Raw genomic sequence first — 15,339 nt, 5'->3', positions numbered from 1 at the left:
GTCCAAGACGTACGTTCTATACCGGGCCGTGCGGACGGCGGCGGGCCCGTGGTTAGGCTCGAGGGGTGCGGCAGAAGATCATCGCGGATGTCGATACCGGGATCGACGATTCCCTGGCCCTGCTCTACCTGCTGGCCTCCCCCGAGGCGGAGCTCATCGGCATCGCCTCCACCGCGGGGAATGTGCCCGCCGCGCAGGTCGCCGCGAACAATCTGGCCTGGCTGGACCTGTGCCGGGCCCCCGAGATCGAGGTCGCGCTCGGCGCACCCGACCCGGTCGCGATTCCGTTGCGCACCACCGAGGACACGCACGGGCCGCAGGGCGTCGGCTACGCCGTGCTGCCGGAATCCGCACGGCCACTGTCGGATCGCCCGGCCGCGCAGCTCTGGGTCGACCTCGCGCGGGCGCATCCCGGCGAGATCGTCGGCCTGTGCACCGGCCCGCTGACCAATCTCGCCCTGGCCCTGCGCATCGAACCCGAGCTGCCGCGCCTGCTGCGCCGCCTGGTGATCATGGGCGGCGCGTTCAACCATCCGGGCAACACCACCCCGACCAACGAGTGGAACATCCACGTCGACCCGGAGGCGGCCAAGGAGGTGTTCGACGCGTTCAGCGCGGCGCCGGCCCGCCCGATCGTGTGCGCGCTCGACATCACCGAGACCATCGAGATGCGCCCGCACCACCTCGCGCTGCTGGCCGAGCGCGCGGGGAGCAGCCCGGAGCCGGTCGCCGAGACCGACCCCGCCGGGACCCGTTCGGCGGCGTCGAACCCGATCGTGCGGCACGTCAGTGACGCGGTCCGGTTCTACTTCGAATTCCATCGGCTCTACAACCAGGGCTACCTGGCGCACATGCATGACCCGTTCGCCGCCGCCGTCGCGCTGGATCCGGCGCTGGCCGTGCTCCGGCCCGCGACCGTCGACGTGGAGCTGACCGGGACGCTCACCCGCGCCACCACCGTCGCGGACTGGGCGGGTATGTGGGGCCGGGAACCCAACGCCGACATCGTGATCGGCACCGACCAGGAGCTGTTCTTCGACCGGCTCGTCATCCGGGTGGGCGATCTGGCCCGGGCGCTCTATCCCGCCGAGGAGGCCCGGTGAGCACCGACAGCTATCTCGCCGATCTCCGCGCCCGCCTGGGCGTGCCCGGATTCGTGGATGTGCATACCCATTTCATGCCCGAGCAGGTCATGCGCAAGGTGTGGGCGTACTTCGACGCCGCGGGGCCGCTGACCGGGCGGGAATGGCCGATCACCTACCGTGACGACGAGCAGGTGCGGCTGAAGACGTTGCGTGGCTTCGGTGTTCGCGCGTTCACCGCACTGGTGTATCCACACAAGCCGGACATGGCGGCCTGGCTCAACGAGTGGACCGCCGACTTCGCCGCCCGCACCCCCGACTGCCTGCACACCGCCACTTTCTTCCCCGAGCACGGCGTGGACTCCTACGTGGAGGCGGCGGTCGAGGCCGGCGCGCGCGTGTTCAAGGTGCACATCCAGGTCGGCGATTTCCATCCCGGTGATCCGCTGTTGCACCCGGTGTGGGGCCTGCTCGAGGAGGCCGGGATCCTCGTGGTGATCCACTGCGGTTCCGGCCCCGCGCCCGGCGCGTTCACCGGTCCGGAACCGATCGCCGCACTGCTGCACCGCTTCCCACGCCTGCGCCTGATCATCGCGCACATGGGCAACCCCGAGTACTCGGACTTCCTGGACCTGGCACAGCGCTACGAGGGCGTGCACCTGGACACCACCATGGTCTGGACCGATTTCAGCGAACAGGACGCGCCCTACCCCGTCGCCGAGCATCCCCGTCTGCTCGAGCTCAGCGAGCGCGTCCTGTTCGGCAGCGACTTCCCCAACATCCCCTACCCCTACGCTCACCAGGTGTTCGCCCTGGAACGCCTCGGGCTGGGCGACGCCTGGCTGCGTAACGTGCTGCACGACAACGGCGCCCGGCTGTTCGCGCTCGACTGAGCTGCCTCGGGACGGCCGATCTCACGGCGCCGGCGGGACGCCCAGGTTGCGGGACAGGCCGCTGGCGCGCAGGACGCGGCGGGCGATGGCGGCGCGGATCGATTCGTCGGTGCCGATGATGCGGACGTGGCGGCGGGCGCGGGTGATCGCGGTGTAGAGGAGTTCGCGGGTGAGCAGGGTGGACTCCGGTTCCGGGAGCACCACCGAGACGGTGTCGTACTGACTGCCCTGGCTGCGGTGGATGGTCATCGCGAAGACCGTGACCACGGCCGGGAATTGGGTGGGGTGCACCAGGTACGGTTCGCTGCCGCGCTGCAAGGCGGCGCGCAGCGAGCCGTCGGGCAGGCGGACGATGACGCCGGTGTCGCCGTTGTAGATGCGGGCCTCGTGGTCGTTGGCCGTGACCAGCAGCGGCTGGCCGGGATACCAAGGGGCCAGGTGCGATTCGGGGCCCGCGCCCCCGGCCGCCGCCCAGTCCGCGGCCATCCGGTCCCAGCGTTCGACGCCGAACGGGCCCTGGCGGTGGGCACACAGCAGGCGGTGCGACTCCAGCGCGGCCAGCGCGCCGGCCGCGTCGCCGTCGAGCGCGGCCCCGGTGACCGCGTGCGCGGCGGCCACCACATCGGCGCGCACCGGCTTGATGTCTTCCGGTGTGCTCAACGACAATTCGGGGCCGCCCGCGCGCAGCAGCTCGAGCGCGGTGTCGGCGTCACCGGCGCGGACCGCGACCGCGAGGTCGGCGATCTTGCCACCGAAACGCCGCCCGCGGGTCAGGCGGACGATGCCGCCGCGCAGGCGTTTACGCTCCAACGCGGTCAGCGATTCCGCGTGCGGCTCCGCCGATTCCACGCCGAGCACCTGCTCCAGGATCGGATTCGGCGCGCCCGCGACGGGTCCCGCGACTAGGTCGGCGAGTACGGCGCCCGCGTCCACCGAGGCCAGCTGGTCGGGGTCGCCGACCAGGACCAGGCGGGTGTCCGGGCGCAGCGCCGCGAGCAGGCTGCTCATCATGGTCAGCGACACCATGGAGGTCTCGTCGACCACGATCACGTCGTAGGGCAGGCGGTTGAACTCGTGGTACTTGAAGCGGGTGCTGCGGCTGCGCTGCCAGCCCAGCAAGCGGTGCAGCGTGGAGGCGGTGAGTTCCGGCAGCCCGAGCGGTCCGGCCTGCTCCCGCACGGCTTCCTGGAGTCGCGCGGCGGCCTTGCCGGTCGGCGCGGCCAGCGCGATACGCAGCGCGGGCAGTTTGGGATTGGCCTTCTGATGGGTGTCCAGCAGGGCCAGGATGCGCGCGATCGTGTGTGTCTTGCCGGTGCCCGGTCCACCGGCGACCACGGTCGTCCAGTGCGTGGCGGCCAGGGCGGCGGCCAGGCGCTGCCGGTCCGGCGCGACACCGGCGGGCCCGTCGAACAGCCGGTCCAGTTCCTGCCGCACGTAAGCCGGATCGACCACCGGATGACTCTCCGACCGCTCGGTCAGCACCCGCCGGATCGTCTGCTCCTGCTGGAAATACCGATCCAGATACAGCAGCGGGCCGCCGTCGCGATCGCCCGGCACCAGCCGCAGCGGCCGCAACGGGCCGGCCTGCCCGCCGACCACCAGCGGACTCGCCTGCAACGCGCCCACCACGGCCTCGAGGTCGGGCCACGGCAGCGTCGCGGGATCGACGCCGGTGCCCGCGTCCCAGCGCTCGTCGGCGTCCACGCCGATCTCGCGCATGCGATCCAGCTCCAGGCAGACCGACCCCGACCGCACCGCGCGCACCGCCAGCGCGGCCGCGAACAGCACCGGCTCGGACTCCTCGCGCCCGAGCCGCCCCAGCCGCACCGCGACATGCACGTCGGCCGCGGACAGCACGCCCGCCTCGTTGAAGGTGCGCAGCAGTCCGGTGCCGCGCTGGGCCAATTGAATAGCGGTCATACGGTTCGCCCCTCGCCTGCGAGCAGATCGGACAGCGCAAGGATCAGTGCCGCGGGCGGGGTCCAGTCGAAGACGCCGCGGCCGGGTGGGGTGTCGGGGCCGATCATGCCGCGCACGAACAGGTAGCAGCAGCCGCCCAGGTGGATTTCCGGGTCGTAGCCGGGCAGGCGCCAGCGCAGGTAGCGGTGCAGGGCAACCGAATACAGCAGCGCCTGCAAGGGGTAGTGCGAGCGCTGCATCTCGGCGGACATGCGGTCGCGGGTGTAGTGGTCGACGGTGAGGTCGCCGATGCCGAGGCGGTTCGTCTTGTAGTCGACGATCAGGAAACGGGGTGCGGCCCCCGGAGTGTCGGTGACCCGTAGGACCGCGTCGATACTGCCGGTCAGGTAGCCGCGCAGGGGAACGTCGTCCAGCGCCGCCAATTGATCGGCGTAGGGCGCGAATTCGTCGCCGGGCGGCAGGTGCTCGCGCAGCAGGCCCGCGATCTGACGCAGGGTGGCGGTGTGCGCCGCCGGGGTGTCCCCGCCGGACAACGGCAGCTCGAAGTCGAGTTCGTTGAGCTGGTCGCGGCCGGAAATATCGGCGAGGCAACCGAATCCGAGCGGGCTGCGCAGCACCGCAAGCAGCGCGGTGCCGAGCACGGCCGGATCGATCTCGGCCATCAGCTCCTCGATCGCGGCGCGGGAGCGGGCGTGCACCTCGGCGGCGAGATCGGCGACATCGCGGTCGATCAGCTCCAGCACGCCGTGCACCAGGGTGCCGAACTCCGCGCCGTAGGGCAGGTCGTTCATCAACGACGGTGCCGCGGTGGGCAGTTCGGTGTCGTCGAGCAGCGGGGTGGCGGGTTCGTCGGCGGCGCCGTGCTCGTCCTCCGGCTCGGCGCCCGCGACCAGGTCGTGCGCGCCCGCGGTGAGGGCGGAGTAGGAGGTGCGCCGCCACTGCTGGTCCAGGGTGCGGGCGAAGTGCGCGGCGGCGAGGTCCCCGGTCACCGGTTCGGTGCGGACGCGGCGGAGTTCGACCGCCTCGGCGGTGTCGACGCCGGTGACCGAGATCGCCTCCGGCGCGGACCCGGCCCAGGCCGAGATGCGTTGCACCGCCTCGGTGTCGGCGGGCACCGAGGCCCGGTTCGGGACGATGTCGCCACCGTCGGGACGGCCCAGGATCATCCGGTGCAGCGGGGCCGCCGCCGTGGTGATCGCGGGCGCCCACCAGGCGACGACCTGGCACATGGCCCGGGTCAGCGCCACGTAGAGCAGGCGCAGTTCCTCCCCGGCCTCCTCGGACTCGCTGCGCTGCTTGCGCTCGGCGAAACCGGGGGCCTCCTGGCCGCCGACGTCGAGCACGCGGGCGCCGGTGTCGTCGTGATACAGCAGCGTCGCCGGATACGGATTCTTCGCGCTGTCCCAGGCGAACGGCAGGAACACGATCGGGAATTCCAGGCCCTTGCTGGCGTGCACGGTCGCGATCTGCACCGCCGCGGCATCGCGGTCCAGGCGGCGGCTGCGGTCGGCGACGGTGCCCGAGGCCGGGTCGCGCACCCGATCGGTGAGCCAGCGGGTCAGCGCGGTCAAGCCCAGTCCCTCGGTGAGCGCCACCTGATCCAGCAGCTGCGCGATATGCCGCAGGTCGGTGAGTTCCCGCTCACCGTTCTCCACGGTGAGCAGGCGTTGCGCCAGTTGCGTTTCCGCGGACAGCTTTTCGAAAACGGCGGCGAACCCCGCGCGCAGGAACATCCGGCCGGCGTCCCGCAGCTGCGCGCTGACCCGCCCGACCAGATCCGCGCCGCCGCTGTCGATCTCGGCTGCGGTCACCCCGAACAGCGGCGTGCACGCGGCCAGGCGAACCCGATCGGAGCGGTGCGGCTGTTCCAGCGCGCGCAGCACCCACAGCCAGTCGGTGGCGCTGCCCGTGGCGAACACACTCGTGCCGCCGGCCAGCACCGAGGCGACGGCGACCTTGTCCAAAGCCGTACGCACCACATCGATCTGGGAGCGGGTGCGCACGAGGACCGCGATGTCGCCGGGGCCGATCGGGCGGCGCGGCGCCGATGTCCCGCCCGCATCCGGCTCGGGATCGGCCGCCGCCACCTGGTGGTCGGCGATCGTCGTCTCGGATTCGAGCAGGCGCACGATATCGGCGGCGAGGTCCTCCGCGACCTTGGCGCGCAACCGGCCGACCGCCGGAAAATTGGACTTGTTGAGCGGCCCCGCACCGGTGCGCGGCAGGCAGCGCAGCCGCAACGGCGTGATGAGGTCGGCAGGGCCGGACAGCCGCGTCCACGGGCGCGTCGCCGCGACCGGGTAGACGCTGATCTCCTTGTGCCCCAAGGCCGCTCCGCCGTGCAGGTGGTCCAGCGCGGCGAGCAGCCCGGCGTCGCTGCGCCAGTTGGTGTCGAGTTCGCAGCGGTGCTCGGCGTGCGCGACGGCGTCGAGGTAGCTGAGCACCTCCGCGCCGCGGAAGGCGTAGATGGCCTGCTTCGGATCGCCGACGAGCACCATCGTGGTGTGGCCGTGGAAGGCCAGGCGCAGGATGTCCCACTGCAGCGGATCGGTGTCCTGGAACTCGTCGACCAGGGCCACGCGGTATCGGTCGCGGATGCGAGCGCAGGCGCGCGGGCCGTGCTCCGGGTCGGCGAGCACCTCGTGCAGCAGGACCAGCAGGTCGTCGAAGTCGCGCAGTCCGGCCAGCCGCTTGCGGCGCTCGGTCTCGGCGCGCACGGCGGCGGCGAAGGCGACCCGCTGCCCGGCCGCGCCGTCACCCTCGGGCGCCAGGCGGGCGTGCCGGTCCCGGACCGCGGCCAGCGCCAGTGTGTGCGCCTCCTTCAGCGTGAACGGCGGTTCGGTCCGCGCGTACCGGTTCAGGTACAGGTCGTCGGCGACGGTCAGCACGACCTCGTCGACGGTTTCGACCAGCCGGGCGCCCGGATCGTGTTCGCCCGCCAGGCCGAGTTCGTCGAGCATCCGCTGGCAGAAACTGTGCGTCGTGACGATGGTGCCCGCGTCGAAATCCGACAGCGCGACCAGCAGCCGCTCCCGGCGCGCCCGCACCTCGTCCGCGTCCGCCTGTGCCAGATGCCGGACCAGCTCGTCGCTGTGCGCCCGCGCCAGCTCGGCGTCGGCCAGCGCCGCCGCCACCACCACGAACCGCTCCCGGGCCCGCTCGCGCAACTCCTGCGTCGCCGCCCGGCTGAAGGTCACCAGCAGCAGCTGCGAGACATCGATCCCCACCTCGGCCACGTACCGCACGGCCAGCCCGACGATGGCGTGCGTCTTCCCGGTCCCCGCGCTGGCTTCCAGCACGGTGGTCCCGCTCGGCAACTCCCCGAACGCGTCGAACCGTCCGGGCTCGGCCAGCTCCTCCCCCGCGATCGCCCAGTCCTGCACGGTCACCGGCGCCACCCCGAATCCCACATACCCAGACCCACTTCCACCTCGGGAGCCCCTCGATCGAATCACCTGTCCCCCGGCCGATCCGGTACCCGCGTCCGCGTGTCCCTGTTGATCATGCCCACCGCACGCCCGCTCATGGCTGGCCCTGCGTTTCGGCGTTCAGGAGCGGGGTCCAGAGGCGGCGGGCGAGAGCGCCGAAGTGGCTGGTCTCGGCGGCTTCGCCCGCCGGTGCGGGGATGGACATGAGATCGTCGAGACGCGGGGCGGGGCCCCAGATGTAGCGGAGGTGGCGGTCGGTGTGGTCGCCGAAGGCGCCGGGACCGTTGGGCCCGCCGTTGAATTCGCGTTCCGCCGAGGCGAAGGCTTCCTCGACCGAGGAGCCGCGGAAGCGGCGATCGGCGTAGGCGGCGGTCGCGGTCGCGGTGATCGGCAGCGGCTCGCACAGGCCCGCGTCACGAAGTTTGACGAGATCGCGCAGCGTGGTCACAGCGGCAGGCCGGTCGGGGGCGGTGAGGATCGAACGCCAAGCGGGGCGGTGGAATTGGCCGCGGCCGGTGGTGACGGCGCGCCAGGAGCGATCCTCGGTGGCGGCCAGGGCCAGCAGCGAAACCCAGGCGGCGATACGGTGTTTCGGGGCCAGGCGGGAGAACGTGGTGCGCACCAGGGTTTCGCCGCGCACCTCGGGAACGGTGCCGGTGAGCCGGCGGCCGCCGCCCAGATCGATGGCGATATCGACGGCGCGCGCCGGGCTCTGGTACTCCGGCAGGGACGCGCGCACCAGCTTGTCGACGGTGTGCTCGATCTCGTCCAGCACGGCGCCGCCCAGGCCGAACGGCGGCAGCGTGCCGCGCCGCCACTCCGCGGCCCGCAGACCGGACGGGTCGACGCCGGTGAGGCGGGCGGTCAGCATGCGTTCGCCCAGTTCCCATTTCGCGAGACCGTCGAGCTCGATGGGGAGGCGGTCGGCGATGTCCTCGTCGTGCTCGGGGACGCGCAGGCCGAGCCGCTGCCACAGGAACGCGCGGAGCGGATGCTCGGCGAAGGAGATCAGATCGGCCAGCGCCACGTCACCGAATTCGGGGGCGGGCAGCGGCTCGGGCAGGAAGGCGGGGCGGGGCTGCGGCGGCGCGGCCGCGGCCACGGCACCCGCCAGCGCCGCGGTGTCGAAGCTGAACGGCTTGTCCGCGTGGAAGTTCCGGCGATCGAAGCTCTGCAGCGGATGGCGGATCACCACCGCGTCGGCGGCTTCGCCCAGGTAGCCGCGCACGGCGTCGAGCACCTCGGCGACGGGGATCGCGGGCGGGCGCTTACTGCCGGTGACCGGGTCCGCGCCGGTGTGGAACAGCAGCAGCCGGTCCTGTGCCGCCATGATCGCGTCCAGCAGCAACTGCCGGTCCTCGCTGCGCGGATCGCGCTCGCCCAGGAGCGGATCGCGGGCCAGCACATCGTCGCCGTCGACGCCGCCGGCCCGCGGGAAGACATCGTCGTCGAGACCGAGCAGCACGACCACCCGGTGCGGCACCGACCGCATCGGCGTCATCGTGGCGACGGTCAGCTCGCCGGTCCGGAAATTGGCGCGGGTCGGGCGCGCGGCGAGCCGATTCCCCAGCAGCACACCGACATCCGGCAGGCGCAGTTGCACGTCCCCGGCGTGCTCGGTGGCCGCGGTGAGTTCGCGGCGGGCCTCGGCGCGGATCCAGGCGTCGCGTTCCGGGACGTCGGTGAGCAGGTCGAGCGCCCGGGCCAGCACCGCCGCCCACTCGCTGGCCGGGCGCGGGCCGCGCAGGTCACGCAGGCACACCGCGAGCCGGTCCACGAACTCGGCGAAACGGCCCGCCAGATCGACGTCACCGGAATCCACATCGCCCAGCGGCAACGCCAAATCCAGCCAGTCGTCGGCGGATTCGTCGGCGGTGACGCCGAGCAGGATCCGATCCACGGCCGCGTTCAAGGTGTTCTGCGCGAAATCCGCGAGCCCGAACGCCTGCCGCTGCCGCTGCCCGATCCCCCACCGCGCCCCCGACTCGGCCGCCCACTCGCGCAGCCGCTCGATCGCGTCGTCGTCGAAACCACAACGGCGGCGCACGGTTTCGGAGGCGGCCAGATCCAGCACCTGGGTGACGGTGACCCGCCCGTCGGCCAGCTCCAGCAGCGTCGCGATCACCGCCAGCATCGGATTGGTGACCCCGCGCCCGCGATCGGCCAGCCGCACCCGCAGCAGATGCGCGGGATGCGCCGAATCCCGGATCCCCTCCACCGGTCCAGTCGCCCCGAACGCCGCCCGTACCAGCGGTGCGTACGCCTCCACCTCGGGACACATGATCAGCACATCCCGCGGCTCCAGCGTCGAATCCGCCGCGAACAACCCGAGCAGGCACTCGCGCAGCACCTCCACCTGCCGCGTCGGCCCATGACACGCGTGCACCTCGACGCTGCCGTCGGCCACCCGGGCGCCGGGCGCGGGCGGCCAGCGGTCATCGCGAATCCCCGCTTGCAGGGCCGCCAGCAGCGTCGTTCCCTGCCCGCGCACGCCGGACGACGCCGATCCCGCGGCGGGCAGGCCCGGCAAGTCCAGCTGCTCCACTCCCGCGTCGGGTGAATCCGGCTGCGCCGCAGCGACATCAGGCCCCAGCTCAATGGGCGAGTCCAGTACCCCGGCACCGCCGTGCAGACGCTGCTGCAATTCGCGCACATCACGCGCGAGCCCGGCGAGCAGCGGGTGCCGGACCGCAGTGGTGGTGGAGTCTGTTAGGCGGGAGGCGGCCGGGGGCAGCTGGGCGAGCGTCGACCACATCGCGGGGCTGGGGTGTGCGAGCCAGAGGTGTACGTCGCGGGCTTCGCCGAGGGCGGACAGGACCGCGAGCTGGTCGGCGGGCAGGCGGGTGACGCCGAAGACGGAAAGGCGTTGCGGGAGTGCGACGGACGCGGGCTCGGCACGCAAGCGCGCGCAGACCGCGTCGAGCCGTTCGGCCGGGCTGGGCGCACCCAGTTCGGCGCGCAGGCGGCGCCACAGGGCGGGCTGCCACAGCAGATCGCCGGGAACGGGATGGCCGGCGCCGTCGGTATCCGAACCGGCCGCCCAGTCCGTGATGAGGGCCGGGCGTTGGGCCGCGTAGCTGTCGAACAGGGCCGCGAGCCGGGCGGCGGTGGCGTAGCGCCGGCCCACCCTGTGGTCACGACCGGTCGGTTCGGTCGAACCGAGGTGCCGGGCCAGTACCGCACACCACGGCTCCGGCAGCGCCGCGTCGATCACCCGCAGCAGCGTCCACACCACACGCTCGGACGCCCACGGATCGTCTTCGGGCCGCACCCCACCGGCAGCGGCGAGCACCTCGGTCACCAGCGCGGCCGACGACGGGAACCGGATATTGGCCGCGATGCCATCCGCCGAGCCGGACCGCGCCACCCCCAGCACCGTCGAGAGCCGTTGCGTCAACCAACGTTCCACGCCTTTGGCCGGCACCGCCACCACTTCCGCGGCGAACGGATCATCCAGGGGCGCCGCCAACAGCGCGGCGAGCGAATCGGCCAGGGTGTCGGCGCGCTCGGCACGATGGAGGTGCAGCGGCATTGGTTGTTTATACGCCAGCGACTGTTCCGCAACCGCACCGCCCCCACGCCGAGCGAGTGAATTAAGCCACACGCGAACGTTTTTCTCGGCCGCGTCACGGTGGATCGCGCGAATCGGTGTGCGACAGTGCTCAACCGGGGAGGACGGGAAGCTGGATCGAAAGGCTGGTTCGCGTCAATGGCAGCGAAGGTGATTCCCCTGGTTCCGAGAGCCGGATTCACAGTCCGCCGCGTCGGTGATCGCTGGGAGTTGGTCAACTCGTGTTTCTACGGTCGCGCCGTGGTCTTACAGACCTGGCCCCGGGACCGGCACACCGAGGCTTTCGAGCACTGCTACCGCCTCAACGGCCGCACGGTCGAGGAGCTGCTGGCGGCCTTCCGCTGAATTGGACTCGGCCCGAATCGGATTCCGAAATCGCCGGCGTCGTGAATAACACAGCGGCGCGCCGAGCTCAAGACGTGCGTCCTGGCGGGTGATGTGCCAATGTGTTCCCTCGTGCGTTACCCCTTGGCCGGCACCGGTGCCCTTCCCCGCGTGGCCGCATCCGCTTGTGTCCTCGCCGCCGCGGCGGTCCTCATCCCCACCGCGCCCGCGCTGGCGCCCAAGGCGGACGCCGCGCCCCCGGCGCTCACCCGCGTACTCCCCGGTTTCGACGCCGATCTGAGCAACCGGATCGACCGCGTCGACGCCTACCTGAAGTCCCGCCCGGGCGTCACCGGCTACATCGTCCGCGATCGCGTGAGCGGCGGCGTCTACGCCAACGAGCACGCCGAGAACGCGGTGTGGACGGCCTCCACCATCAAGCTCGCCATCGCGGTGGACCTGCTCAATCGCGCCCGGGTCGGCGCGATCGCGCTGGGCCCGGACGATCGCGGCCTGATGGAATCGATGCTGGCGACCTCCAACGACGCCGCCACCGACGTGCTCTGGCAGAAGTACTCCGGTTTCGACCGGATGGCCTTCAACAACGCCTTCCGCGCCAACGGCATGGTGAGCCTGGTCCCGCAGCCGACCAACACCGCGCTGTTCCCGGACTGGTCGTTCCAGAAGTGCACCGTCGCCGACCTGGATCGCCTGATGGACTACGCGCTCACCAAGCTGCACCCCGACGACCGCGCCTACCTGCTGGATCGGATGCGCTCGGTCGATTACAACCAGCACTGGGGCGTCTGGGGCGCGGGCGAGAAGATGCGCCCGGGCCTGAAGAACGGCTGGTCCGCCGAGCAGGGCGGCTGGGTGGTCAACTCGGTCGGCTTCGCCGGCCCGGACGAGCGCTACACCCTCGCGATCATGAGTTCGCTGGGCGCGGACGGCGGCTACACCGAGGGCGCCGACACCGACACCAAGGTCGCGGAGATGCTGCTCAAGGGGCGTTGATCCGGCGCCGCAAGGTCACCGGGGCGTCGTCGCGCGGGAACGGAATCGTGGTGAATCCCCACGGCATCCGATAGTCCGCGGGCAACCGCCACTCATACGCCCGCACCATTTCGGCGAGCAGGGTCTTCACCTCGAGCGTGCCGAAGTGCATGCCGATGCATTTGTGCGCGCCGGCCCCGAACGGCACCCACGCCAGCCGATGCGATTTGTCCTCGCGCCGGTGCGGGGCGAACCGTTCGGGGTCGAAAATCTCGGGCCGGGTCCACAGTTCCGGGAGCAGATGGTTGACCTGGTATGCCAGGTCGACCGGGGTGCCCGCGGGAATGTAGTGCCCGAGGATCTCGGTGTCGCGGACCGCGCGGCGCACGAAACCGGGCACCGGCGGCATCAGCCGCAGGCTCTCCTTGATCACCAGGTCCAGATCGGTCATCCGGTCCAGCCCGGCGATGCTCGTTTCCGCGTCCGCGGCCAGCGCCTCGGCGCGCACCCGCTCCTGCCATTCCGGGTGTTTACCCAGGTAGTAGGCGACAGCGGTGGCGGTCGTCGTGGTGGTGTCGTGCGCGGCCATGATCAGGAAGATCATGTGGTTGACCACGTCGGCGTCGCTGAACACCGCACCGTCCTCGCTGCGCGCGTGGCACAGCCCGGAGAAGAAATCGGAGTCGTCGCCGCGCCGCTTCTCGGGCAGCATGTCGGTGAAGTACCGCTCGAGCACCTTGCGCCCGCGCAGCCCGGCCCGCCAGCGCCCGCCGGGCACCGAGTGCCGGATCGTGGCCAGCCCGGCGTGCGTGCACGCGATGAACGCGTCGGTGAGCTCGCGCCGGCGCGAGCCGACGTCGACGGCCATGAACGTCTCCCCCGCGATCTCCAAGGTCAGGTCCTTGATCGTCGGGTAGAGCGGCACGGTGGCGCTGCGATCACCCGATGGCACCCACTGCGTAATTGCACTGCGTGCAACCGGAGCGAAGGCACGCAGATGCGATTCCAGGTGGTCGCGGGTGAACGCCTGCTGCATGATCCGCCGATGGAACATGTGCTCGTCGAATTCGAGCAGTAGCAGCCCGCGCCCGAAGAACGGCTCGATGAAGTAGTTCCAGCCCTGCCCGAAATCCCGGCGCCTGATGCCCAGGACCTGGTCGATCGCCTCGGGACCGGTGACCAGCACCCGTTCCACGCCCAGCGAGCGCGACATCGACACCGGCCCGTAACGCCGGTGCCGCTCCATCATTTCGGCCGGGCCCCAGCGCAGATAGTGCAACGCCCGCCCCAGGTAGGGCAGCCCGATATCGCCGTGCACCGCGGTCGCGGTACTCGCCGGCGGCGGGGACGCCAGCACGCGGGGGCGCTCCGGAATTCGGCGCAGCACCCGGTCGATCACATGTTCGCCCGGGATATCGATCAGGGCGGAGTTCTCGGAGACACGAGCGTCGGCAACCATGTCAAACCTCCAGGAACGAGGGTGTTCATCGTATTCTTTTCGGGCAACCGGCGGATCGGGTTCACCCACACCGCCACGCCGGAAAACGGATCTCGTCGTGCCGGTCCGAAACACGCCGACTACGGTTGAACTCGGTCAGTGAACGTTCGCGGGGGACGAACCCCAGGTCTTCGAGGAGCAACGGCGATGAGCACTAAAGCTGTCGAGAACCGTCGTCACAAGGTGGTGGTGATCGGTTCGGGGTTCGGTGGCCTGTTCGGCACCAAGCACCTCAAGCGCGCCGACGTCGACGTCACCCTGATCTCCAAGACCTCCACCCACCTGTTCCAGCCGCTGCTGTACCAGGTGGCCACCGGCATCCTGTCGGTCGGTGAGATCGCCCCGGCCACCCGCCTGGTGCTGCGCAAGCAGCGCAACGCGCAGGTGCTGCTCGGCGACGTCATCGACATCGACCTGGCGAACAAGACCGTCACCTCGCTGCTGCTGAACCAGGAGACGGTCACCCCGTTCGACAGCCTGATCGTGGCGACCGGCGCGCAGCAGTCCTACTTCGGCAACGACCGGTTCGCCACCTACGCGCCCGGCATGAAGACCATCGACGACGCGCTCGAACTCCGCGGCCGCATCCTCGGCGCGTTCGAGGGCGCCGAACTGGCGACCTCGCAGGAGATGCGGGACCGGCTGCTCACCTTCACGGTGATCGGCGCCGGCCCCACCGGCGTCGAATTGGCCGGGCAGATCGCCGAACTCGCCGACCGCACGCTCGAGGGCACCTTCCGCAACATCGACCCGCGCGACGCCCGGGTCATCCTGGTCGAGGGCGCGGGCGCGGTGCTCGGCCCGATGGGGCCCAAGCTCGGCGGCCAGGCCCAGCGCAAGCTGGAGAAGATGGGCGTGGAGATCCAGCTCAACGCCATGGTCACCGATATCGACGCGCACGGCGTGACGGTCAAGGATTCCGACGGCACCATCCGGCGCATCGAGTCCTCCACCAAGGTCTGGTCGGCGGGCGTGCAGGGCAGCCCGCTGGGCAAGATGCTCGCCGAGCGCTCCGCGGGCACCCAGGTGGACCGGGCCGGGCGGGTCGTCGTCGAGCCCGACCTCACCATCAAGGGCCACCCCAACGTCTTCGTGGTGGGCGACCTGATGTCGGTGCCCGATGTCCCCGGTATGGCGCAGGGCGCGATCCAGGGCGCCACCTACGCCGCCAAGGCGATCAAGGCGGGACTGAAGGGCGCACGGCCCGAGGACCGCAAGCCGTTCAAGTACTTCAACAAGGGCTCGATGGCGACGATCTCGCGGTTCAACGCCGTGTGCCAGGTCGGCAAGCTGGAGTTCGGCGGGTTCCTGGCCTGGCTGGCCTGGCTGGGCCTGCACCTGTACTACCTGGTCGGCTACCGCAGTCGCCTGATCACCGTCATCCAGTGGTTCGTGTCCTTCCTCGGCCGCACCCGCGGGCAGATGGCGGCCACCGAGCAGTGGGTGTTCGCCCGGCTCGCGCTCGAACAGGTCAACGCCGACGAGGAAGAAAAAGACGAGCTCGCCGCCGCGCTGGGCGCGCCCCCCGGCAACGGCCGGGCACCCGGCCGCGCGACCGCCGAGCAACAAGCCGGCTAGATCGTCCGCACTCGGGCATCCACCCTCCCTGTCCGCATGCCGGGCAGGGAGG

At 71.1% G+C, this 15,339-nt stretch carries 8 protein-coding genes; 4 read left to right on the top strand and 4 right to left on the bottom strand.

The features are described from left to right. Positions 1-65 precede the first annotated feature (65 nt). A complete protein-coding gene (locus AB0H76_RS16990) occupies positions 66-1,103 on the top strand; it encodes a nucleoside hydrolase (RefSeq protein ID WP_357324044.1) in 1,038 nt (345 codons plus the stop codon). Further along, complete coding sequence (locus AB0H76_RS16985) at positions 1,100-1,975, top strand: amidohydrolase family protein (protein ID WP_357324040.1); 876 nt, start codon at positions 1,100-1,102, stop codon at positions 1,973-1,975. The genes AB0H76_RS16990 and AB0H76_RS16985 overlap by 4 nt, the downstream gene beginning before the upstream one ends. Before the next feature lie 21 nt (positions 1,976-1,996). On the opposite strand, the gene recD is transcribed toward AB0H76_RS16985, so the two are convergent. The 3 genes from recD to recC form a co-directional block, all read right to left on the bottom strand. Continuing rightward, a complete protein-coding gene (gene recD / locus AB0H76_RS16980) occupies positions 1,997-3,895 on the bottom strand; it encodes an exodeoxyribonuclease V subunit alpha (protein ID WP_357324037.1) in 1,899 nt (632 codons plus the stop codon). Beyond that, complete coding sequence (locus AB0H76_RS16975) at positions 3,892-7,248, bottom strand: UvrD-helicase domain-containing protein (protein ID WP_357326220.1); 3,357 nt, start codon at positions 7,246-7,248, stop codon at positions 3,892-3,894. Before AB0H76_RS16975 ends, recD begins: the two co-directional genes overlap by 4 nt. Before the next feature lie 169 nt (positions 7,249-7,417). Then, entirely contained in the window at positions 7,418-10,855 is a 3,438-nt protein-coding gene (gene recC / locus AB0H76_RS16970) for an exodeoxyribonuclease V subunit gamma (RefSeq protein ID WP_357324034.1), read from the bottom strand. 483 nt (positions 10,856-11,338) lie between these two features. Here recC and AB0H76_RS16965 point away from each other — a divergent pair, with 483 nt between their 5' ends. Next, on the top strand, positions 11,339-12,232 hold the full coding sequence (locus tag AB0H76_RS16965) for a tat pathway signal sequence (protein WP_357324031.1): 894 nt from the start codon (positions 11,339-11,341) through the stop codon (positions 12,230-12,232). On the opposite strand, the gene AB0H76_RS16960 is transcribed toward AB0H76_RS16965, so the two are convergent. Continuing rightward, positions 12,219-13,670, bottom strand: coding sequence for a cytochrome P450 (locus tag AB0H76_RS16960; protein ID WP_357324028.1), 1,452 nt, complete (start codon positions 13,668-13,670; stop codon positions 12,219-12,221). The two genes, AB0H76_RS16965 and AB0H76_RS16960, sit on opposite strands and share 14 nt — an antisense overlap. Positions 13,671-13,856: 186 nt before the next feature. On the opposite strand from AB0H76_RS16960, the gene AB0H76_RS16955 reads away from it, so the two are divergent. Beyond that, entirely contained in the window at positions 13,857-15,287 is a 1,431-nt protein-coding gene (locus tag AB0H76_RS16955) for an NAD(P)/FAD-dependent oxidoreductase (RefSeq protein WP_357324021.1), read from the top strand. Positions 15,288-15,339 lie beyond the last annotated feature (52 nt).

This window comes from Nocardia sp. NPDC050712, from assembly GCF_040654295.1.
In the GTDB taxonomy this organism is placed as follows: Bacteria; Actinomycetota; Actinomycetes; order Mycobacteriales; family Mycobacteriaceae; genus Nocardia.
Note: the sequence above shows the minus strand (reverse complement) of the source record. Positions and strands in the feature narration are given on the sequence as shown.

Excerpts from the sequence above, each read along its gene's own strand:
- AB0H76_RS16965 (WP_357324031.1), top strand. The coding sequence starts at position 11,339 with ATGTGTTCCCTCGTGCGTTACCCCTTGGCCGGCACCGGTGCCCTTCCC.
- recC (WP_357324034.1), bottom strand. The coding sequence starts at position 10,855 with ATGCCGCTGCACCTCCATCGTGCCGAGCGCGCCGACACCCTGGCCGAT.
- AB0H76_RS16955 (WP_357324021.1), top strand. The coding sequence starts at position 13,857 with ATGAGCACTAAAGCTGTCGAGAACCGTCGTCACAAGGTGGTGGTGATC.
- recD (WP_357324037.1), bottom strand. The coding sequence starts at position 3,895 with ATGACCGCTATTCAATTGGCCCAGCGCGGCACCGGACTGCTGCGCACC.
- AB0H76_RS16960 (WP_357324028.1), bottom strand. The coding sequence starts at position 13,670 with ATGGTTGCCGACGCTCGTGTCTCCGAGAACTCCGCCCTGATCGATATC.